The 20,970-nt window shown below is 62.6% G+C and carries 18 protein-coding genes; 2 read left to right on the top strand and 16 right to left on the bottom strand.

The window, feature by feature from the left end:
* Positions 1 to 120: 120 nt before the first annotated feature.
* The 5 genes from hutU to AC6CIG_RS00860 form a co-directional block, all read right to left on the bottom strand.
* Positions 121 to 1,794: a urocanate hydratase gene (hutU, locus tag AC6CIG_RS00880; RefSeq protein ID WP_026168967.1), complete on the bottom strand. Its 1,674-nt coding sequence runs from the start codon at positions 1,792 to 1,794 to the stop codon at positions 121 to 123.
* Positions 1,795 to 1,796: 2 nt separating this feature from the next.
* Entirely contained in the window at positions 1,797 to 2,612 is an 816-nt protein-coding gene (gene hutG, locus AC6CIG_RS00875; protein WP_018098390.1) for an N-formylglutamate deformylase, read from the bottom strand.
* Between the two features lies 1 nt (position 2,613).
* A complete protein-coding gene (hutH, locus tag AC6CIG_RS00870; RefSeq protein ID WP_102762525.1) occupies positions 2,614 to 4,149 on the bottom strand; it encodes a histidine ammonia-lyase in 1,536 nt (511 codons plus the stop codon).
* Positions 4,146 to 5,393 (bottom strand): imidazolonepropionase, encoded by a 1,248-nt coding sequence (gene hutI, locus AC6CIG_RS00865; protein WP_102764327.1) that lies wholly within the window; start codon positions 5,391 to 5,393, stop codon positions 4,146 to 4,148. The genes hutH and hutI overlap by 4 nt, the downstream gene beginning before the upstream one ends.
* 236 nt (positions 5,394 to 5,629) lie before the next feature.
* Positions 5,630 to 6,814, bottom strand: a complete 1,185-nt coding sequence (locus tag AC6CIG_RS00860) for an MFS transporter (RefSeq protein ID WP_018098393.1) — start codon at positions 6,812 to 6,814, stop codon at positions 5,630 to 5,632.
* Between the two features lie 89 nt (positions 6,815 to 6,903).
* On the opposite strand from AC6CIG_RS00860, the gene AC6CIG_RS00855 reads away from it, so the two are divergent.
* Entirely contained in the window at positions 6,904 to 7,272 is a 369-nt protein-coding gene (locus tag AC6CIG_RS00855) for an ArsR/SmtB family transcription factor (protein WP_018098394.1), read from the top strand.
* A gap of 27 nt (positions 7,273 to 7,299) precedes the next feature.
* On the opposite strand, the gene phnN is transcribed toward AC6CIG_RS00855, so the two are convergent.
* The 9 genes from phnN to AC6CIG_RS00810 form a co-directional block, all read right to left on the bottom strand.
* The gene (gene phnN / locus AC6CIG_RS00850) at positions 7,300 to 7,884 is read right to left on the bottom strand and encodes a phosphonate metabolism protein/1,5-bisphosphokinase (PRPP-forming) PhnN (RefSeq protein ID WP_018098395.1); all 585 of its coding nucleotides are present in this window, start codon (positions 7,882 to 7,884) and stop codon (positions 7,300 to 7,302) included.
* Positions 7,881 to 9,020 (bottom strand): alpha-D-ribose 1-methylphosphonate 5-triphosphate diphosphatase, encoded by a 1,140-nt coding sequence (locus AC6CIG_RS00845; protein ID WP_018098396.1) that lies wholly within the window; start codon positions 9,018 to 9,020, stop codon positions 7,881 to 7,883. Before AC6CIG_RS00845 ends, phnN begins: the two co-directional genes overlap by 4 nt.
* A 1-nt stretch (position 9,021) precedes the next feature.
* Positions 9,022 to 9,729, bottom strand: coding sequence for a DUF1045 domain-containing protein (locus AC6CIG_RS00840; protein ID WP_018098397.1), 708 nt, complete (start codon positions 9,727 to 9,729; stop codon positions 9,022 to 9,024).
* Positions 9,730 to 10,344: 615 nt separating this feature from the next.
* The gene (gene phnE / locus AC6CIG_RS00835) at positions 10,345 to 11,862 is read right to left on the bottom strand and encodes a phosphonate ABC transporter, permease protein PhnE (RefSeq protein ID WP_102764326.1); all 1,518 of its coding nucleotides are present in this window, start codon (positions 11,860 to 11,862) and stop codon (positions 10,345 to 10,347) included.
* Between the two features lie 9 nt (positions 11,863 to 11,871).
* A complete protein-coding gene (gene phnE, locus AC6CIG_RS00830; RefSeq protein ID WP_018098400.1) occupies positions 11,872 to 12,834 on the bottom strand; it encodes a phosphonate ABC transporter, permease protein PhnE in 963 nt (320 codons plus the stop codon).
* Positions 12,835 to 13,008: 174 nt separating this feature from the next.
* The gene (gene phnD / locus AC6CIG_RS00825; protein WP_018098401.1) at positions 13,009 to 13,914 is read right to left on the bottom strand and encodes a phosphonate ABC transporter substrate-binding protein; all 906 of its coding nucleotides are present in this window, start codon (positions 13,912 to 13,914) and stop codon (positions 13,009 to 13,011) included.
* Between the two features lie 89 nt (positions 13,915 to 14,003).
* Positions 14,004 to 14,843 (bottom strand): phosphonate ABC transporter ATP-binding protein, encoded by an 840-nt coding sequence (gene phnC, locus AC6CIG_RS00820; RefSeq protein ID WP_102762531.1) that lies wholly within the window; start codon positions 14,841 to 14,843, stop codon positions 14,004 to 14,006.
* A gap of 364 nt (positions 14,844 to 15,207) precedes the next feature.
* Entirely contained in the window at positions 15,208 to 17,043 is a 1,836-nt protein-coding gene (locus tag AC6CIG_RS00815; RefSeq protein WP_440852881.1) for an ABC transporter ATP-binding protein, read from the bottom strand.
* A 33-nt stretch (positions 17,044 to 17,076) separates the two neighbouring features.
* Positions 17,077 to 18,276, bottom strand: coding sequence for an aminotransferase class V-fold PLP-dependent enzyme (locus tag AC6CIG_RS00810; protein WP_440852880.1), 1,200 nt, complete (start codon positions 18,274 to 18,276; stop codon positions 17,077 to 17,079).
* A 112-nt stretch (positions 18,277 to 18,388) separates the two neighbouring features.
* On the opposite strand from AC6CIG_RS00810, the gene AC6CIG_RS00805 reads away from it, so the two are divergent.
* Positions 18,389 to 19,204 carry an IclR family transcriptional regulator gene (locus tag AC6CIG_RS00805; protein WP_100670173.1) on the top strand — a complete coding sequence of 272 codons (816 nt, stop codon included), beginning with the start codon at positions 18,389 to 18,391 and terminating at the stop codon, positions 19,202 to 19,204.
* An 11-nt stretch (positions 19,205 to 19,215) separates the two neighbouring features.
* Here AC6CIG_RS00805 and AC6CIG_RS00800 read toward each other — a convergent pair whose 3' ends face one another.
* Positions 19,216 to 19,716, bottom strand: a complete 501-nt coding sequence (locus tag AC6CIG_RS00800) for a RidA family protein (protein ID WP_018098406.1) — start codon at positions 19,714 to 19,716, stop codon at positions 19,216 to 19,218.
* 40 nt (positions 19,717 to 19,756) lie between these two features.
* A complete protein-coding gene (locus AC6CIG_RS00795; protein WP_102762536.1) occupies positions 19,757 to 20,968 on the bottom strand; it encodes an amidohydrolase/deacetylase family metallohydrolase in 1,212 nt (403 codons plus the stop codon).
* Positions 20,969 to 20,970 lie beyond the last annotated feature (2 nt).

Genomic DNA, 20,970 nt, shown 5'->3' with positions numbered 1-20,970 from the left:
CCCCTTGCGGGCGTCGCCGGCCTCTCGCTGTTGCTTTTCCTCGACGGCGACGGCCGAGGAAAAGCGTCTGCGTCCTGAAGAAGACGCGGCAGAAGGATGCCGTGGCGACCTGTCCGCTTTTTACTCGCCCAATATGCCCGGCAGGCGCAGGCCTTTTTCACGAGCACAGTCGAGCGCAATGTCATAGCCCGCATCGGCGTGGCGCATGACGCCCGTTGCCGGGTCGTTCCACAGGACGCGCTCGACGCGGCGCGCCGCATCGTCCGTACCGTCGCAGCAGATCACCATGCCGGAATGCTGCGAGAAGCCCATGCCGACGCCACCGCCATGATGCAGCGACACCCAGGTTGCGCCTGAGGCGGTGTTGAGCAGCGCGTTCAGGAGCGGCCAGTCGGAGACGGCGTCGGACCCGTCCTTCATCGCCTCGGTCTCGCGGTTCGGCGAGGCGACCGAGCCGGAGTCGAGATGGTCGCGGCCGATGACGATGGGGGCCTTCAGTTCGCCGCTGCGCACCATTTCGTTGAAGGCGAGGCCGAGGCGGTGACGATCGCCGAGGCCGACCCAGCAGATGCGTGCGGGCAGGCCTTGGAAAGCGATGCGCTCGCGCGCCATGTCGAGCCAGTTGTGCAGATGCTTGTTGTCCGGCAGCAGCTCCTTCACCTTCCGGTCGGTCTTGTAGATGTCTTCCGGATCGCCGGAGAGCGCCGCCCAACGGAACGGGCCGATGCCCCTGCAGAACAGCGGACGGATATAGGCCGGCACGAAGCCGGGGAAATCGAAGGCGCGCTCGAGGCCTTCGTCCTTGGCCACCTGGCGGATGTTGTTGCCGTAGTCGAGGGTCGGGACGCCGGAATCCCAGAAGGCGAGCATCGCCTCGACATGGTCGCGCATCGAGGCGCGGGCGGCCTTTTCGACCCCCTTCGGGTCGCTCTCGCGCTTGGCTTTCCATTCGGCCATCGTCCAGCCCTTGGGCAGATAGCCGTTGATCGGGTCGTGGGCCGAGGTCTGATCCGTGACCATGTCGGGGCGGATGCCGCGACGGACCATTTCCGGGAGGATTTCCGCCGCATTCCCCAAAAGGCCGACCGATTTCGCCTCGCCGGCCTTGGTCCAGCGTTCGATCATTTCCATGGCTTCTTCGAGCGTCTCGGCCTTCTCGTCGAGGTAGCGCGTGCGCAGGCGGAAATCGATCGAGTCGGGGTTGCATTCGACGGCAAGGCAGCAGGCGCCGGCCATGACGGCCGCAAGCGGCTGGGCTCCACCCATGCCGCCGAGACCGCCCGTCAGGATCCACTTGCCTTTCAGGTTGCCGCCATAATGCTGGCGGCCGGCCTCGACGAAGGTCTCATAGGTGCCCTGCACGATGCCTTGCGTACCGATATAGATCCACGAGCCGGCGGTCATCTGGCCGTACATGGCGAGACCCTTCTTATCCAGCTCGTTGAAATGATCCCAGTTCGCCCAGTGCGGCACGAGATTGGAGTTGGCGATCAGCACGCGCGGAGCATCCTTGTGCGTGCGGAAGACGCCGACCGGCTTGCCGGACTGGACGAGGAGGGTCTCGTCTTCGTTGAGGTCCTTCAGAGACGCGACGATGCGGTCGAAATCGGCCCAGGTTCGGGCTGCGCGGCCGATGCCGCCATAGACGACGAGTTCGTGCGGGTTTTCGGCGACATCAGGGTCCAGATTGTTCATCAGCATGCGAAGCGGCGCTTCCGTCAGCCAGCTCTTGGCGCTGATCTCGGTGCCGCGCGGGCTGCGTACTTCGCGAATATTGTGGCGCGGATTGTTCATGTTCATGCCTCGCTCCCTGTCCTTTTGAGCTCGTTAGCGACTGTTTCGATGCGTTCCAGAATGGTCTTCAGCGGACGGCGAAGCCTGTCGGCTTTCGCTTTGTCCAAAGCGAAGGGCGGCGCTTCCGTCGCCAGATGCGTCGATTGCGCCAGTTCCATCTGGATCGCGTGCACGCCCTGTTCCGGGCGGCCATAGTGACGGGTCGTCCAGCCACCCTTGAAGCGACCATTGAGAATATGGCTGTAACCTTCTGCCGCGGCTGCGATTTCTGCGGTCACCTGCTCAATTTCAGGAGCGCAGGTCTTTCCCGTATCGGTGCCGATATTGAAGTCCGGCAGGCGGCCTTCGAAGAGGAAGGGAATATGCGAGCGGATAGAATGGCAATCGTAGAGCACCGCCACGCCGTGGATCGCCTTGACACGGGCGATCTCTGCGGCGAGCGCCGCGTGATAGGGCGCATGGAACACGCGCAGGCGCTCCGCGATGTCGGCCTCCGTCGGTCCTTCGCCTTCCTTCCAGATAGGTTGACCGTCGAAATCGGTTTCGGGCACGAGCCCGGTGGTGTTCTGGCCGGGATAGAGGCTGACGCCTGCAGGGTCGCGATTGGCGTCTATGACGTAGCGGTGAAAGGTCGCGCGAACCGTCGTCGCGTCCGGCAGAAGGCCTTCGTAGAGATCGTGGATGTGCCAGTCCGTGTCGGCGAGGACGCGGCCGTTGTCGTTGAGGCGTTCCCGGATGGAGGCAGGCACGTCGGTGCCCGTGTGCGGAAAGCCCAGGATGACGGGCGAGCTGCCCTGCCGGACTTCGAAGACGGCCATGTCAGTTCTCCAGTTTCGGAAGAATGCCCGCGGAGACGGCGGCAGCCAGCCGGCCCGACGCGACGAGATCGCCCGCGGCCTTGAGGTCGTCGGCCATGTAGCGGTCTTCCTCGATACTAAAGGAGACGCGGCGCACGGCTGCGGCGGCCTTCTGAAGTTCCGGGCTGGTGGTGAGCGGGGCGCGGAATTCGATGCCCTGCACCGCGGCGAGCGCCTCGATGCCGATGATCGAAAAGAGGTTTTCCGTCATCTGGAGCAGCCGGCGCGCACCGTGGCAGGCCATGGACACGTGGTCCTCCTGGTTCGCCGAGGTCGGCGTCGAGTCGACGGAGGCCGGATGGGAAAGCTGCTTGTTTTCCGACATCAGTGCCGCCGAAGTGACCTCGGCGATCATCAGTCCGGAGTTGAGGCCCGGCTTCCTGGCCAGAAAGGCCGGCAGGCCGTAGCTGAGCGCGGGGTCGACCAGAAGGGCGATGCGGCGCTGGGAGATGGCGCCGATTTCGCACACCGCGAGCGCGATCTGGTCGGCGGCAAATGCGACCGGCTCGGCATGGAAGTTGCCTCCGGAAACAACGGAATTGTCCGAAAGCACCAGCGGATTGTCGGTGACGGCATTGGCTTCGATCGTCAACGTGGCTGCGACGGAGCGCAGGAGATCGAGGCAGGCGCCGTCGACCTGGGGCTGGCAGCGGATGCAATAGGGATCCTGAACCCGCTCGTCGCCCTCGATATGGCTCTGGCGAATTGGGGAGCCGGTCAGCAGCTGCCGTAAGGCGGCGGCCGTGTCGATCTGGCCCTTATGGCCGCGCAGCGTGTGAATATCCGGATGGAAGGGGGCGGAAGAGCCCATGGCCGCATCGGTTGAAAGGGCGCCGGTGATGAGAGCGGCCTGGCCGGCGCGGTGCGCACGGAAGAGCCCGGCAAGCGCGAGAGCCGTAGAGACCTGCGTGCCGTTGATCAGCGCCAGGCCTTCCTTCGCGGCAAGCGTTACCGGCGAGAGCCCCGCCGCCTTCAATGCAGCGTCGCCTTTCATGCGTTCGCCGGCAAAGAAGGCTTCGCCATGGCCCATCATGACCGCAGCCATATGGGCAAGCGGCGCCAGGTCGCCGGAAGCGCCGACCGAGCCTTTTTCGGGAATGAGCGGGATCACGCCCTTGTCCAGCATCGCTTCGATCAGCCGGACAAGCTCCAGCCGCACGCCGGAGGCGCCGCGGCCGAGCGAGATCAGCTTGAGCGCCATGATCAGGCGCACGATGTTTTCCGTGAGCGGCTGGCCCACGCCGCAGCAATGCGAGAGGATCAGATTGCGCTGCAACGTCGCCACGTCGGCGCTGTCGATCTTGATCGAGGCCAGTTTGCCGAAGCCGGTATTGATGCCGTAGACGGGCGCATTGCCCGCCACGATCTCGGCGATCCGCGCTGCGGCCTTGGCAATACCGGTATCGACGGCGGGGTCGAGGCGCGCCGGCGCGCCGGTCCAGTAGATCGTTTCGAGGTCACTGAGCGAAACGGAGCCGGGACTGAGAATAACGGTCATCGGAGAATCCTTTCACCCTTGAAGATCCGCTCCCGAAGAGGATTGAAACCGATGCGGTAGATCAATTCCGCCGGCTGATCGATGTTCCAGATGGCAAGATCCGCAGACTTGCCGGATTCAATCGTGCCGGTCTCTCCGAGGATGCCGAGCGCACGGGCGGCCTCGCGGGTAACGCCTGCGAGGCATTCCTCCAGCGTCAGGCGGAAAAGCGTCGCGGACATATTCAAGGTGAGGAGCAGCGAGGTCAGCGGCGAGGTGCCGGGATTGCAATCGGTGGCGATGGCGATGCGCGTTCCGTTTTCTCGGAGTGCTTCGACAGGCGGAAGCTGCTTTTCCCGGAGGGTGTAGAAAGCCCCGGGCAGGAGGACGGCGACCGTGCCGGACTTTGCCATGGCGGCGGCTCCCGCAGCGTCGAGATATTCGAGGTGGTCGGCCGACAGAGCGCCGTAGGAAGCAGCGAGCTTTGCGCCGCCGAGATCCGAAAGCTGTTCGGCGTGAAGCTTCACGGGCAGGCCGAGCGACTGCGCCTTGTCGAAGACCGAAGCGATCTCCGCCGGCGAAAAGGCTATGCCTTCGCAGAAGCCGTCGACGGCGTCGGCTAGCCCTTCGGCGTGAGCCGCAACCAGGCCCGGCAGGACGACCTCGGCGATGTAGTCGCCGTTGCGTCCGCGATATTCCGGCGGGGTCGCATGGGCTGCGAGATAGGTGGTGACGATGCGCACCGGGCGCAGGCTTTCCAGCCGGCGGGCGGCGCGCAGCATCTTGAGTTCGGCCTCGACATTGAGGCCATAGCCCGACTTGACCTCGACGGTGGACACGCCTTCGGCGAGAAGGGCATCGAGCCGTGGAAGTGCGGCCTCCACGAGTGCGTCGACGGAAAGGGCGTTGGTTGCCTCGACGGTCGAAGCGATTCCGCCTCCGGCACGCGCGATCTCCTCATAGGTCGCGCCTTCAAGGCGGAGCTGGAACTCCCGAGCGCGGTTGCCGCCATGAACGATATGCGTGTGGCAGTCGATCAGCGCCGGGGTGACCCAGCGACCTTCGCAATCGAAGACCTGGTCGGCGCGCGCAAGCTCCGATGGCAGACCGGATTCGGGGCCGGCATAGACGATCCGCTCGCCGCGAATGGCGATGACGCCGTTTTCGATGACCCCGAGTGGCCCCAGGTCCTCGCGAAGTGTGGCAAGGCGTGCATTGCGCCAGAGACTGGTTCCGGCAGAATTTGGGTTGTCGTTTCCGTCCATCTATACCGCCCTTTCCTCGCTGTTAATGTATATACATAATGCCGGCGATGACAAGTGGGAAATATGATCCGTGAGATAACGCGGTGGGAGCTGCCGGCCAGAAGCACGGAGAGAAGCGCAGAAAAGCCCCGAAACTTCCGTCCGGGGCTTATCGAGAGAACTGAGGTCTGGCCTGCGTCGGCGACTATGCGGAAGCGGGAAGCTGTTTCGCGGCGGGCCCGCGTACCATGTTGCGTCTATTCCGCCGCCGCAGTCGCCAGGCGCCGCCGATGGGATCTCAGCCCTGCATAAAGGACGGCGAGCGAAGCCACCGGAAAGAGCGCCGCGAAGAAGCCGAGATCGGCGGCAGCGGTATTCTCGAGCACCCGTCCGCCGATCGCCGTGCCGGTCGCGATGCCGAGATAGATCGCCGAGGCGTTGAGCGACAGGGTCAGGTGGGCAACCTCCGGCGCGAAGCCGACGATGCGGCTCGCCTGAGCCGGCGGGAACGCCCACCCTACGATCCCCCATGGCACCATTATGCCGATCAGCAGCAGGCCGGCGAGATCGCGCGTGAGGAAATGCAGGCCGAGGGCGATCATCAGCGAGACCGCGAGCGCGCAGATGAGCGAAGCTGTCACGACGCGCGTGGCGCCGAGCCGGTCGGCCAGATAGCCGCTGGAGAGATTGCCGATCACCGCGCCGACCCCGAAGGCGAGCAGCAGCCCCGGCAGCGCCAACTGCGAAAGCCCGGCTCCGTCGATCGCCAGCGGCGCGAGATAGGAGATGATTATGAAGCCGCCGGTAAGATAGAGAAACGTCACCATGAGCGACGAGGCCACGCCCGGACGGCCGATGGCGCCGAAGCGCTCGGACATTGTCAGCTTCGTTCCGCTGAGGCCCCGCGGCAGGCGCAGCCAGAGCACGGCAGCGCAGGTGAGCCCAAGCAGCGCGACCGCCCCGAACGTGCCGCGCCATCCCCAGAAGGCGGCAATCAACGCGCCGAGGGGCGCGCCGAGCGCCACCGCGAATGTGGTGCCGCCCACCACGATTGAAATCGCCAATGCGCGGTGCTCCGGTCCGGCCAGTGAAACCGCCGTCGCTTGCGCCGTGGCGGCAAACAGTCCGCTTGCCATTCCCATCACGATCTGGGCGAGCAGCAGCGTGGTGAAGGAGACGCTCATCGCCGCGATGCAGTTGCCGACGACGAAGACGAGCATTGCAGCCACCAGCAATCGACGCCGATCCGCCGCGCCGGCCAGGGCCGAAAGCAGCGGCGCACCGATGGCATAGGAAAGCGAGAACAGCGTGATCAGGTGCCCCGCATGGGGAATGGTCGTGTGCGTGTCGGCAGCGATCGACGGCAGGAGGCTGGAAAAGACGAAGCCGACCGTGCTCATCGTGAAAGAGCCAACGGCGAGCCAGATGATGCGCCTGTCCATCGGGAGACCTCGTTTGTTCAAAAGATATTGAACTATTGAACTTGGTGGCTCGCCGTGTCAATATGCCGACACCGCTAATTGTTGATCCAATGACCCTACCGCATCCCACCGCCGACCAGATCACTCTGTCCAATGTCCTCGCGGCCCTCGGCGATCCGACTCGCCTGGCGATCGTGGGCTATCTCGCCCGCCGCGACGGACGGCCGACCATGTGCCTGAACTTCACGGATTTCGGCTCCAAGACCAATATCAGCTATCATCTGGCCAAGCTGCGCGAGGCGGGCATCACGCGTACCGAAGTCTCCGGCACCAGCCGGTTGATCACGCTGCGGCGGGACGATCTCGACACCCGCTTTCCCGGCCTCCTCGATTCCATTATCGCCGCCGCAGTGGACCTGCCCATGGTCAAGAAGATCGAGGATGCAGAGGAAGCTCTGGCACAGGGCGAGGCGCGATAAAGGATTACCTAACCGCTCGCTTCTTCTTCAGGCAGGGTGATGGCTCTTGGCCGAGTGGCGCTCGACCAGCGCGACGAATTGCCGGCCGGCCACATCAAGCCTGCCGCTGTTGTCGATGACCGTTACGTCGGGATCGGCGATGACGTCGGGTGCCTGCCGCGTCAGGCGGCGCAGCACGTCTTCCTCGCTCTCGCGGCCGCGCTCCGCCAGCCGCTTCGCCAGCACCGGCGGCTCGGCGGTGATCACCGCAACGGCGATCGTACCGAACGCCTGGCGAATGGCAGGGAGGGCGGCACGGCTGCCGTTTACGATCGCGGTCATGCCTCTGGCGATCTTTTCGGCGATCTCCGCCGGGATGCCGTAGCTCAAGCCATGCGCCTGCCACGAAACGGCGAAAGCGCCGCTCCGGCTCATCTCCTCGAATTCGGCGTCGGACACGCTTTCGTGCACCTCGCCGCCTGCATCCGAGGGGCGTGTGATCGCCCGCCGGACGAAGAGAATATCGGGCCGCTGCGCGAAATGGCGGGCGGCAAAGCCCATGACGCTGTCTTTGCCCGCACCGCTCGGGCCGACGACGACGATGAGCGTTCCGGATCCCCGATCGGCGGTCATGCGACACGCCGTCCTTCGCGCCAGACCGAGCGGACGACCGGTATTCCCTCCGGCCGGCGGACGCGCGCGATGTCGGCGCGGAGCCCAACGGCGATCCGGCCGCGATCTTCGAGCCCGACAGTGCGCGCCGGCGTCGCCGTTACCATCGCGATGGCCTGGGGGAGGTCGATCGAGTCGACCTCATCTGCGAGAATGAACGGCGCATGGATGAGGCTGAAAGGTACGTAATCCGAAGAAAGCACGTCGAGAACGCCGCGCTCGGCGAGATCGCGCGCGGCGATGTTGCCGGAATGCGATTTGCCGCGCACGATATTGGGCGCCCCCATCAATACGCTGAGACCGGCGCGATGGGAGGCTTCGGCCGCCTCGAAGCTCGTCGGGAACTCCGCGAGCCGGATGCCGTAGCCGATAGACTCGTCCACATGCTCGAGCGTCGCATCATCATGGCTGGCGACCGTAATCCCCCGCTCGGCGCAGGCTTTCGCGAGCGCGATGCGATGAGGGGTCGCATAGCGCGCCGATAGTGCTTGCTGGCGGTCGATGAACGCGGCAAAGGCTTCGTCGGTAAGGCCGCGTTTGACTTTGTAGTAGATTATGTACTGATCCATGGTCTGGAACTGGCGCTGCCCGGGAGCGTGGTCCATCAGAGAGACGAGACGAACCTGCGGATCGTTCCGGAAGTCCTCATAGTGTTCCAGCACGTCGGCGGTCGACACTTCGCAGCGCAGGTGGATCAGGTGATCGGCCCGCAAACGGCCCTCCTGCTTGGCCTGGGCGAGCGCATCGGCCATGCTGCGCATCTCGCCCTTCGGAAAGCCGCTGTCCTCGTCCGAGCCCAGGCGCAGACAATCGAAGACGGTGGTGATGCCGGAGGTGACGACCTGGGCGTCATGAGCCTGGATCGCCGCGATCTTCAGCCAGCGAACACCGGGGCGAGGAGAATAGTGCGCCTCGAGATGGTCGGTGTGCAGTTCGACCAGCCCGGGCAGCAGGTAGTCACCCTCGAAATCCTCGCCCGTGGCGCTCGCCCCTTCGGAGATGTCGGCGATCCTGCCGTCGCGGATCAGCACCGAACCGTCGAGGATCCGGTCCTCCAGAACGATGCGGGCGTTGGTCAAAACCTGTTCTTTGGGCATGTCATGCAATCTTTCGTTCGGATGCGCCGCCAAGCGGCAGCAGGGAATGGACGGTGAAAGGAGCGCCGCGGCGCTCTTCGGCGAAAAGGGCAATCGTCGAGACGGCAAGCGGCTTGCCGATGAATTCGGCGAAGACCGTTTCGAGCGCCTTTCTCATGGGCCGCTGCATGTCTTCCGGCACCGGCCCAGTCAGCGTCAGATGGAACTGGAACTCCTCGAAGACGTATGGGTAGCCCCATGCCGCCAGGTACTCGCGCTGACGCTGCGTAAGCCTGTCCGGATTGCGGCGGGCGAGATCGGCTTCCGAAAGCGGCGCCCGGAATGGCTCGAAACGGCGAACCGCCTGCTCCGCAAGGCGCTGCAGAGGCGGGCAAGGATCGGCCGAGACGAGCGCGAAGAAGGGGCCGATCTGATGCAAGGCGATCTCCGGCACTTCGAACGGCTCGATCTCCGCGGCGAACTCGTCGAAAGCCGCGATCAAGTCGGCTTCACCGCGGCCGGAGGTAAGCTCGAACGGTGCTTTCAGGGTCCCGTGGAAGCCGTAACGGCGGGGCTCGGTCGTCAATGCCATCTGCTCTTCACGTCCTACTGCCGGATTTTCCGGGCAGTCCAGGGCGCCGCCGGTGGACGCGTCGCGTCCCAGCCAACGGGAAGCGGTCTGCGACAGCCGGTCATCGGACGGCGGCGCGAAGTAGATTGCATAGCGCACGAATTCACACTTTCTTCATCAGTCGCTTCGACGCAGTTGCCCCGAGTCGACGGTTTCCGGGATGAAATGCGCAGCTAGCCGATTTGCATGACAACATCATGATGACATCGGCCCAGAACGCAAATCGGTTCGGAGCGGGATGGATTTGTTTGCAGCTTCGCCTGCTCCCGCGCCAGTGATCGGAATCAGTCATCATTATCCGAATCGACCGGTCCGTTTCTAGACCATGATGATTTTAGGTCGGATCAACCTGAAATCATGAGCGGCGGAAAACCGCACACACTTTTCCTCATCATCCCCGGTTCCTCATTCCTGTGCTTGTCACAGGAATCCAGCCAGACCAAGTCCTTGGGCTGGAAAGGCTCTTCCGCGCCGCAGACGCGGCGCTGCTGGATCCCTGTGACGAGCACATGAGGATGGAGAGGATGCAATCCCCCGAAAAGTGTCCCACAGCGCCGCGCATCTTATGAGAAGCGCAACGGTAGCTGTAGCACTTTGATCTGCTGCATGTTTTCAAGCGCATCGCCATGCGCGCCGACAAGACCGACCAGAGCTTCAACGGCATCATCCATCTCGCAGCAGCCGTCAAAAACTCGAAATGAATCTCAACGCGCGTTAGTGTGTGCGGCCCATGAGACGCGATCGGCAAAGATTGGAGATGCTGTCGAAAACGAAGACGACCATCAAGATCAGCAGCACCATATAGGCGACATTTTCCCAATCCGAATTTGTGCGCATCGCCTCCCACAGCTTCAGGCCGATCCCGCCGGCGCCGACGGCGCCGATAATGGTGGCCGAACGCGTGTTCGACTCCCAGAAGTAGAGAGCCTGGCTGGCAAAGACCGGCAGGACCTGCGGGAGCACGCCGAAGCGCTGGACGGCGACCGGCGCGGCGCCGACCGACTTGACGCCCTCACGCTGCTTGTCGTCGATGTTCTCGAGGGCTTCGGAGTAGAGCTTGCCGAGCGTGCCCGTGTCGGTGAAGAAGATCGCCGAGATGCCCGCGAGCGGTCCGGGCCCGAAGGCGCGGGTGAAGAACAGCGCCCAGATGAACATGTCGACCGACCGCAGGAAGTCGAAGAAGCGCTTCACGAACTGATTGGTGAGGCGGCTCGGCGTGATGTTGCGCGCCGCGAGGAAGCAAAGCGGGAATGCGATGAAGGATGCGAAGAGCGTTCCGACGAAAGCCATGACGATCGTCTGCAGGAGCTTGGTCCAAACATCCAGATGCTGCCATTCCGCATTGTAGAGGACGTTGTTCCAGGCAAGCGAGAGGTTTGAGCGCGCCGGATCGATCCGCTCTCCGGAAACGATCAATGAGGCGACGTCGCTGTAGGACTTCCCGAAGAAGGGCGAGTTGGTGTCGAAGAGGAAATTCGCCCAGCCGAAGAAGCGGTTGCGGATGGAGACCTCGTCGCCCTCCACCTCGGCCCAGCCGGTGGCGCCGAAGGACAGCGTCACCTTCTCGCCCGGCCGCTTCTGGAGCGCCCAGGAGGGAAGGGGGCCCTCCGGTGTCACATTGTCGGCGCCGTCGACCTGAAGCAGGAGCGTCTCGCCGGAATGTGTCACTGTGACCAGCTTATCGGCGACGTCGATACGCGTCGAGCTATCGAAGTTCACCACGGCGTGCGTGACGACTTCTTCGGTGCGGGTCGTGGCGAGATCTTTCTGCGGCGTCTCGTTCGTATCGCCGCCGTGCGCCGCGTTCGGCGCCATAAAGCTGAAAGAGGAGGCGCTCTTCGGCTTCCGGGCCTGCGTCGGGGCCGTCGACGTTTCAACGGTGCGCGTGACCGTCTCTTTTTCGAGCGTGACCCATTCCGGGCTCGGATTGTCTCCAAGCGGCGAATTGCGTCCGTATGAGATGCTCATCGTTCCATCGGGCGCGACGGCGATCTCCGGCCGCACTTCGTAGGATACCCAGTCGGCGAGATAGGTACCGGCAATCCCCCAATTGGCATTGGCGAGCACGTGCCCGATCGAGAAGAACCACCAGCTGAAGATCATGTAGAGAACGACGCCCGCCGTTATCAGTGCCTTGCTGCGCCGTTTCGCGGCCGACGACTGCAGAAGATGCGGATGGCGCGCTGCGATCGCTTCCATTTCGCGCGCGTCGAGGTTGGTCGAGGCAATCATGATGCGGTCCTATTGCGCAAGCTGAAAGGCCTGGTCGCCGACGAGGCGGCGGCGAAGCCAGGCGGAGAACTGATCGACTGCGAAGATCGTCGCGAAGAGCAGGAGGACGATCGCGAGCGTCTTTGCTTCATGGCCCTGGCCGATCGACAGGCGCAGGAGTTCGCCGATGCCGCCCCCGCCGACGGCACCGATGATCGTCGACGCGCGCACGTTGATTTCGAGCCGGAGCAGAAAATAGCTGGTGAAGTTGGGCAGCACCTGGGGGACCATGCCGAACCAGACCCGCTGGATCCAGTTGGCGCCCACGGCACGCAGACCTTCCTCCGGTTTCATGTCGGCATTCTCGACCACTTCGAAGAACAGCTTGCCGAGCGCGCCGATCGTGTGGATCGAGACCGCAGCGATGGCGGGAATAGGCCCAAGCGAAAGGATTGCCAGGAAAAAGCCGGCGATGACGACTTCCGGAAAGGCGCGCAGGATTTCCATCAGCCGGCGTACGATGCCCCTGATCCAGGGATTGGGCATCAGATTTCGCGCGGCGAGGAAGCACAGGATGAAGCCGAAGAAGACGCCGATAACAGTCGAAAAGATGGCAATGTTCACGGTCTCCAGCATCTTGTGAACATATTCCGGGATGTAGAAGCTCTCCGTCACGTAGAGGCGCCCATCCGGGTAATTGTATTTGAAGCTGCCGTCGTCATAGGGCGAAGGCAGATCGAAGAGGGCGCGAACGATCTCTATCGGATCGCGCGGCATGAGATGGCCGACGAAATCGAAGAAGTGCGGCAGCCGGTCGAAGAACTTGCCCGCGTTCGACTCGTTCGCGAACCAGAGCGAACCGACAAGCGTCAACGCGAGAAATGCGAGACCGAGCCAGGTATAGAGACGCCGGCGATTGTTGAGCTCCTGCCAGTGACGCTCGATAAGGGCGCCGTTCTCGCTGAGGTGTCGTGTTGACACGGAAGTGGCCATTGGGGTTTCCGGCCAGGGGGCCGGCCTCTAGAGCGCTTCCGGGAAGAGGAAGTGCGTCGTTTCCAAGAGTAGGATCGCTTGATCGAGACGATCCGCGAGCGGGCGGCTGCAGCTGCCCGATAGTCGAACGCCGGCCGCAGCTTGGCGGCCGGCGCAGGATGACGCGTTCGGCGATCAGCCGCCGATCGTCGCCTTGCGGGCGTCGATGATCGGCTTGTAGAAATCGCTATTGACCTCGACGAAACCGGTGAAGTCGCCGCCCTGGATGGCGGAGAAGCAGGCGGCGTCGGTCTTCGGCAGATCCATCATGAATTGCTTGAACTTGGCCTTCATGTCGTCGTTCAATGCGGTACGCACGACGATCGGGCCGTTCGGGATCAGCGGCGACTTCCACAGTTCGACGAGATCGTTCATGTCGACGATACCCTTGTCCACCATCTTGCGCAGGTTGCCCGAGGTGTAGCCGTCCTTGAACTCGCCGACGCCAGAGCCGAAGGTCGTGCCGGCATCGAAGGTGCCCTTAACGACTTCAAGCACGAGGTTCTCGTGGCCGCCGCCGAAGCCGGTTTCACCGAAATATTCCTTGATCGGCGCGCCGATCGCTTCCGGCAGCGTGACGAGGGGAACGAGATAGCCCGAGGTCGAGTCCGGATCGGCGAAGCCGAGCTTCTTGCCCTTCAGGTCTTCGAGCTTTGTGATGCCGGAGTCCTTGCGGGCGACCATGATCGAATGATAGCCCGTGGAGCCGTCGGTCTGGACGGTCGTCAGGATCGGCTCGACGGCGTCAGCCTTGGCGAGATAGATCTTGGCATAGCCGGAGGCGCCGAGTTCGGCGTAATCGAGCGTGCCGCCGAGAAGGCCCTGGATCACGCCGTCATAGTCGGCCGCCGGAAAGAGGGAGACCTTCTCGACGCCGATGGCTGCCGGGAGCTGATCGACGAGGCACTGGTAGTTGCGCAGGCGGTCGGCTTCGTTTTCGCCGCCGATGATGCCGACGCGGAATTCCTTCAGGTCTTCGGCCTGTGCGTGGCCGACGAGGGCGAAAAGCGCGACCGCGCTCAGAAGAGCTTTTTTAAGCATTGGGTTCGTTCTCCCGTTTCCCGGACGCGCCGGGTCTTTCTCGGTTTCGAAAAGGCGCCCTTGACGCGGGCATTCGATCGCGGCGGACCTTAAGGGCCGGCCAGTGCCAGCGGCTTCAAGCCGGCCGATGCTGTTTCCTGCGGTGCTTCCGCGGGGATGTTGATGCTGGTCGAGGTCATCGACTCTTCGATCGCCGTTTCCGCGCCGTAGATCGCCGCGACTGCGGCGGCCGTCAGATCCTTCGGCTGTCCGTCGAAGACGACTCGTCCATGCGCCATGCCGATAATCCGCTCGCAATAGTTCCGCGCGGTATCGAGCGTATGCAGGTTGGTGATCACGGTGATGCCGTCGCGCTCGTTGATGTCGCGCAGCGCGTCCATCACGATCTTGGCGTTGAGCGGGTCGAGCGACGCGATCGGCTCATCGGCGAGCAGCATCTTCGGCTGCTGCATCAGCGCGCGGGCGATTGCGACGCGCTGCTGCTGCCCACCCGAGAGCGTGCCGGCCGGCTGAAGGGCGGTCTGTTCGATCCCCAGCCGCTCCAGTGCACCGATCGCCATGATGCGCTCTTCGCGGCTGAACATGTTGAGGACGCTCAGTACGGTGGATCGATGGTTGAGCCGCCCGAGGAGAACATTGGTCAGCACGTCGAGGCGAGGCACCAGATTGAACTGCTGGAAGATCATGGCGCAGTCGCGCTGCCACTCGCGCAGGGCCGCCCCCTTGATCGAGGAGACCTGTACGCCCGCGAATTCGATCGAGCCGGAGGAGGGGTCCACCAGACGGTTTATCATGCGCAGGAGTGTCGACTTGCCGGCGCCGGAGCGGCCGATAATGCCAACCATCTGGCCCTGCGGAATGTCGAAGGTAACCGAGCTGACGGCTGTCTTCTTGCCGAACTGGCGGGTTACGTTCTTCAACTGAAACATGGGCAGCAGTTCCTCTTTCGGGGAGACCGGTCATCGGTATGACCCTGCCATATCCGCGCTACATGAAGGCGCAGTGTCAGTTTCGTGTAGGTTCTGTAACAGTGCACAGGTGCGGTTCATCAACCTCGAACGCACCGGCCGAAGTCATCGTGACAGGTGACACCCGTCACCCCCGCAGCCAGCAGCGCAGGTCGGCTTCCAGCCGCGGATCGAACGGCAGCGGAAGTGCGGAATGGTCGGTGCCGAAGCCGTAGCTTTCCGACGTGCACCAAAGGTCCTCATTCGAACTCCGAGCTGGGCACGTCATAGACGAAGCCTCGGGAAACAGCCTGATGCGAGGAGAGGCCCAATCAACGCGTTGAGATCACGCGGCGACGAAGTGCCCTGGCGAAACCTCGTGGTACTGGATTGGTACAGTCTTGTAATCGACCGGACGGATCGGGCTTTTTATCTCCTCATTGCCGATTTGGCCCTTTCCCCGGCGGCGATCCGGGTCGGGGATCGGCACCGCGGAAATCAGTTTCTTCGTATAAGCGTGCTGCGGATTGCCGAAGACCGCAGCGCGAGGGCCCACCTCAACGATTTCACCAAGGTACATGACTGCAACGCGATGGCTGACGCGCTCGACGACGGCCATATCGTGGGAAATGAAGAGGAAAGCAAGATTGAGGCTCTGTTGCAAATCCAGCAGCAGATTGATCACCTGCGCCTTGATCGAAACGTCGAGAGCCGAGACGCTCTCGTCGGCGACGATCACCTTCGGATCGAGCGCCAGCGCCCGGGCGATACAGATGCGCTGACGCTGGCCTCCGGAAAACTCATGCGGGTAGCGCGAAGCCATGTCGGCTGTCAGTCCGACCTTGACCAGGAGATCGGCCACCAGATCACGTGCCTGTTTGGCGGTTCCCATCTCGTGTTCGAGATAGGGTTCGGCGATTGCAGCACCTATCCGCATGCGTGGGTTGAGGCTCGCGAAGGGATCCTGGAAGATCATCTGGACGGTCTTGCGCATCTCGCGCATTCCGCTTGCATCAAGCGTCAAGATCTCGGTTCCATCCACCAGAACGGAGCCGGCCTGCGGCTCGATCAGGCGCATAATCGCACGACCGGTCGTCGACTTGCCGCAACCGGATTCACCGACCAGAGATAGAGTCTCTCCGGCATGGAGGTCGAAGGAAACGTTTTCGACCGCATGGACGCGGCCACTCAAGCGGCTGAACAGGCCGGAATGGATATCGAAATGCTTAGTGAGGTTCCTGACTTCGAGCACCGGGCGTTTCCCGAGTGCAACCGTATCTGCCGTCTCGACCGGAATATCGGAGAGCCCGGTCGCCGTATCGACGACAGGAAAGCGCATGGGCCGATCCCTGCCGCCCATCGAGCCAAGGACAGGAACGGCGGACAGAAGCGCACGCGTATACGGGTGTTTGGCGCGGAAGAAGATATCGCTCGTTGGGCCTGATTCCACCTGCTCGCCGCGGTACATTACCACCGTCCGGTCGGCAATTTCGGCAACGACGCCCATATCGTGCGTGATGAAGAGCACGGAGGTTCCCTCTTCCTCCTGCAGCGTTTTGATGAGATCGAGGATCTGTCCCTGGATGGTGACGTCAAGTGCTGTCGTCGGCTCGTCGGCAATCAGCAGCTTTGGTCGTGAGGCAAGTGCCATGGCAATCATTACGCGCTGGCGCATACCACCCGAAAACCGGTGCGGATATTCATCGAAACGGGAGGCGGCGGATGGAATGCGCACCTTTTCCAACAACCGGATGGTCTCGGCCCTGGCATCCCGCTTGCTCATCTGCGAGTGGCAGAGAAGCGCTTCGGAGATCTGGTCGCCGATAGTGAAGAGCGGATTGAGGCTTGTCATAGGCTCCTGAAAGATCATCGCAACATCGTTTCCGCGCACCTGCCGCATCGTGGTCTCAGGCAGTTGCAGAATATCGCGGCCGTCGAGCGCGACCCTTCCCGCGATACGGCTGGTATCGGCCGGGAGCAGTCGCATGATCGACAGCGAGGTGACGCTCTTGCCGGAGCCGGATTCTCCGACGATCGCCACGGTCTCGCCAGGGGCCACCGTGAACGACATATCCCGCACAACGGACCTCCACTCCCCGTCGACGATGAACGACGTCGTCAGGTTCTCCACGGACAGGATCGGCGGCACGGGTTCTGTTTGTAGGGCGGGGAGGGTTGCCATGTCGGGATCCTTCTTCGGTTTCAGCCGTCGGGTTCAATCCGGCCAGCGCAGTGCGCCATCGAAACGGTGCTTGCTGCGGTTTTCCAGCGGTGTGGCGATGATGTCGTTCGAGGCGCTGGCCTTGTCGAGTTCCTCGGCCAGACGGTTGGCAACGATGGTCTCCTGACCCGGATGCAGGTTGCAGGGATCGAGGTAGAAATAGTGATGCTCGACCTCGTGGTCGCGCACGATGACAGGCGGCGTACCGCGCGCCAGCGCATCGGCAAGATCCCACGCCGTGATATGGGCTTCGTGCGCGCTCACGATCACCCGCAGCCTGTCGAGTGGATTGCCGGTCGGATCGGGCTCGATCAGCGCTGTGATGCCTGGTCGGTTCTCCAGCGTGTCGCGCCAGAGATGGAGATAGCTGGTCTCGCGGGCGCGGATACCGTCATGATCGCGCTTTTCCCAGGCTTCCAGGGCCGCCATGAGGCCGAAGACGCTCTCCTTGCCGACTTTCATGCCCCGCCCAATCCCCATATTCTGAAGGAAGGCGTTGCGCACGAGGTCCTTCCTGCCAGCCACGATGCCGGAAGTCGGGCCGCCCAGAAATTTGTGACCGGAATAAAGCACGATGTCCGCTCCCTGCTCGAGAAAGCTACGCAGATCGTATTCCGATGCCGCATCAACGATGACGGGCACTGATTTCGCGCGGGCGATTTCCACGAATTCCGTCAGCTTCAGCAGGCCGTAGTCGACGACGTGATGCGAGACGACGTAAAGGGCCGCAGCCGTCTTTTCCGTGATCGCGTTCTCCATGTGGTGCCGATGGGTCGAGGTCGCCTGCCCGATCATCACGGTCTTGGCGCCCGCCAGACGAATGGACTGATCGACCGGCGCGCCGTAACTGACGATATGGCCCATCTGCACAAGGACCTCATTTTTTTCTGTGCTGACGCCGGGCAGTTTCTCGATGGCGAGCAGATCGCTGCCGGTGATCGTTCCGGCAATGGCAAGGGTGATGCCTGCCGCGCACGATGCCGTCACGAAACCGGCTTCGCCGCCGGTCAGCCGCGCGATCACGGCACTTGCTTTTCGCTGCAGGTCATTCATCTCGACGAATTGCGGCAGGATGGATGTCATAGCGGCAATCGCTTCCGGAACCACGATCGATGCCCCCAGGCTTGTCATCGTGCCTGAAACATTGATGACCGGACGCAGTCCGAGGGATGTGCGAATGTCTTCACTGGGCATTGTGCTCTCCGAAATTATTGCGGCCGAAAACGGAGGGGATTGCCTTCCGATCATCGACAGCTATGCCATTACAATGTAATAACAGTCCAAAATCATCATGTGAGTTCGTGTCTTGAACGCCAAAATCCACCCCATTTCCGTGATCGATGAGGACAGCGTGAAAAGCGGAAAACGCTCTCGGGTCAGCGGCATAGACCGGGCCCTGCAGGTTCTTGATCACCTCTACGAGACCGGCGCGCCCTGTAGTGCCTATGCTATTGCCAAGGCAATTGGCGCGCCGCTTTCCACGGTCTACGTGATCGTCGATGATCTGGTGGAAAAGAACCTTTTGACGCGCGGTGCCGATGGCTTGATCTGGCTTGGAGCGCGGCTTTACCACTTCGGTCTTGCCTATGCCCGCTCGCTGGATTTCATGAGTGTCGCCACCCATGAAATGCACGATCTCTGTCGCCAGGTCGGTGAAACCGTCCAGCTTTGTGGCCGTGACGGCGACCATATGCTTGTGCTTGCGATGGCGGAAGGTCCAAGCCATTTCCAGGTCGCCTCGCGCGTTGGAACCCGTGTGCCGCTGAACTGGACCGCGTCCGGCCGGCTTCTGGTGGGTCATCTGCCGGACGATGAACGGCTCGAGCTCTTCAGGCGATGCGCCCGCTCCTCGCCGACCGGACGCGCCGATGTCGATCCGGCCAAGCTGTCTGCCGCGGCCGTGGATGCGATGAAGGCGCGACTTTCCATTCAGGCGGGCGAATCCGACTATGCCGTTGCCTGCATCGCGTCGCCGATCTGCGACCGCGATGGCCGGTGCGTCGCGACCATCTCGATCGTTCTGCCGGAGCAGAAGGCCTTTTCCGACGAAACGCATTACACTTCGCATGCGCGCGCTTCCGCGGACAGGATCGAAAAACTGATGGGCTGGCGCGGTCACTGACATGCTTTTTCTTAACCGTGCAGGGCGACGATCGCTTCGATCTCGACGGTGATATTGCCGGGCAACGACCCGAAGCCGACGGCGGACCGGGCATGCTGCCCGGCATCGCCGAAGACCTCGACAAAAAGATCCGAGCACCCATTGATGACGCCGGGATGATCCTCGAAGTCTGGTGTCGCATTGACCATGCCGAGCAGCTTGACGACGCGCCGTACCCGAGAAAGGTCTCCCAGTGCCTCCTGCAGGACGGCCAGCAGGTTGATGCCTGTCAGTCGCGCGTGGCTATAGGCATCGGCGACATCGACGCCGCCCGATCCCACCTTGCCGGTATGCATGAAACCATCGGCCTCACGCGGGCCCTGGCCGGAAAGATAGATCAGATTGCCTTCGCGCACATGCGTCACGAAATTGGCTATCGGCGGCGGGGGGGGCGGCAACACGATGCCGAGCGACGTCAGCCGCTCGGCAGGCGAACCCGTCCTGTCGGCGGCGGTTGCCGTGGAACTGTTCACGCGAACTCCTGTGTCCTGTAAAAATGAGAGTGGCCCCGGCTTAACGGTATGAATAGCCGTGGCTGTGACGCACGAGTTTTCGCGCGCGCGGGATATAGCGGCTGGCTGACACAGCTTCCGCGCCGATGATGGCGTAGCGCGGTTCGAAAATGCGGGTGAGCACCGAGACGTCACCATTCGAATCGGTCGCCTCGATATCGGCATCGACCAGATCGAAAACGGTGAAGTCGGCCCGCTCGCCAACGGCGAGGCGGTTTTCCATCGGCAGCTTGATAACGGACGCCGGCGCCTGAGTAACTGCCTCCACGACCTTGTCGAACGGCATGCCGACCACCAGCAGTTTTGACATGGTCGTCGCCAGATCCCAGACCGGGAAGTTCATCGAGTGGTCGTGCAGATCGGTCGAGATAGAGAATGGCAGAAGACCCCGCTTGATTGCCGCCTCGGCAACCTTGAACGAGAAGGACGCCCCGCCATGGCCGATATCCAGCCGGATACCGTCGCCGGCACATCGCTCGGCGAGATCGAACAGATCCTCGTCTTCCATGATGCTCGAGCCGGCCTTGCCGTTGAAGCAATGGGTGACGATGTCGCCTGGGCCGAGGATTTCCAGCACTTCGTCATAGAGCGCCGGAGGTTCACCGACATGCACCATCATCGGTATCTTGAGGATCTTGGCGATTTTCTTTCCGAGCTTGACCGGCGTCACGCCCCAGGATCCGGTGATGACGTGGCTCGCTCGGACCTTGATGCCGACAATATGCTCGCTGTTTTCGGCGTAGACCTCAAGAATGCGGTCGAGATTGATGTCCTGAATGCTTCTGAGTTCCGGCACACGGTTGCAGGCGACAAGACCGATGGAGCCGAGATTGATGAAAGCCTTGATACGCTCGCGTGACGGCTCGATGATATATTCGCGAAAACCATGGAAATTGGCTTCGCCGGCAGAGCCGGCATCCACCAGGGTCGTGACGCCACGCTCCGCGCCGCATTCGGACGGGCGCAGGGAAATATCCGTGCCGCCGTGCCAGATGTGCACGTGCAGATCGATCCAGCCGGGCGAGATCCACGCGCCGTTGCCATCGATGCGCTGCACCTCAGTGGATACGGCAAGCGACGGGCCGACTTCGGCGATGCGGCCGTCAGCATTGATCAGGATATCGATCGGGCCGTTTGGTGTGCTGGCGCCGAAGGCAATGGGTTTGACATTGGCGAGGAGCACAGGCCCCTTCGCCTCATATCGATAAGACATGT

This window comes from Sinorhizobium sp. GQ132 (assembly GCF_059758575.1).
This window is presented reverse-complemented; position numbering and strand designations above follow the sequence as displayed.

Bases quoted from the DNA above. Each gene is read 5' to 3' on its own strand.
- hutU (WP_026168967.1), bottom strand. From the start codon at position 1,794: ATGAACAATCCGCGCCACAATATTCGCGAAGTACGCAGCCCGCGCGGC.
- hutG (WP_018098390.1), bottom strand. From the start codon at position 2,612: ATGGCCGTCTTCGAAGTCCGGCAGGGCAGCTCGCCCGTCATCCTGGGC.
- hutH (WP_102762525.1), bottom strand. From the start codon at position 4,149: ATGACCGTTATTCTCAGTCCCGGCTCCGTTTCGCTCAGTGACCTCGAA.
- hutI (WP_102764327.1), bottom strand. From the start codon at position 5,393: ATGGACGGAAACGACAACCCAAATTCTGCCGGAACCAGTCTCTGGCGC.
- AC6CIG_RS00860 (WP_018098393.1), bottom strand. From the start codon at position 6,814: ATGGACAGGCGCATCATCTGGCTCGCCGTTGGCTCTTTCACGATGAGC.
- AC6CIG_RS00855 (WP_018098394.1), top strand. From the start codon at position 6,904: ATGACCCTACCGCATCCCACCGCCGACCAGATCACTCTGTCCAATGTC.
- phnN (WP_018098395.1), bottom strand. From the start codon at position 7,884: ATGACCGCCGATCGGGGATCCGGAACGCTCATCGTCGTCGTCGGCCCG.
- AC6CIG_RS00845 (WP_018098396.1), bottom strand. From the start codon at position 9,020: ATGCCCAAAGAACAGGTTTTGACCAACGCCCGCATCGTTCTGGAGGAC.
- phnE (WP_102764326.1), bottom strand. From the start codon at position 11,862: ATGATTGCCTCGACCAACCTCGACGCGCGCGAAATGGAAGCGATCGCA.
- phnE (WP_018098400.1), bottom strand. From the start codon at position 12,834: ATGGCCACTTCCGTGTCAACACGACACCTCAGCGAGAACGGCGCCCTT.
- phnD (WP_018098401.1), bottom strand. From the start codon at position 13,914: ATGCTTAAAAAAGCTCTTCTGAGCGCGGTCGCGCTTTTCGCCCTCGTC.
- phnC (WP_102762531.1), bottom strand. From the start codon at position 14,843: ATGTTTCAGTTGAAGAACGTAACCCGCCAGTTCGGCAAGAAGACAGCC.
- AC6CIG_RS00815 (WP_440852881.1), bottom strand. From the start codon at position 17,043: ATGGCAACCCTCCCCGCCCTACAAACAGAACCCGTGCCGCCGATCCTG.
- AC6CIG_RS00810 (WP_440852880.1), bottom strand. From the start codon at position 18,276: ATGCCCAGTGAAGACATTCGCACATCCCTCGGACTGCGTCCGGTCATC.
- AC6CIG_RS00795 (WP_102762536.1), bottom strand. From the start codon at position 20,968: ATGTCTTATCGATATGAGGCGAAGGGGCCTGTGCTCCTCGCCAATGTC.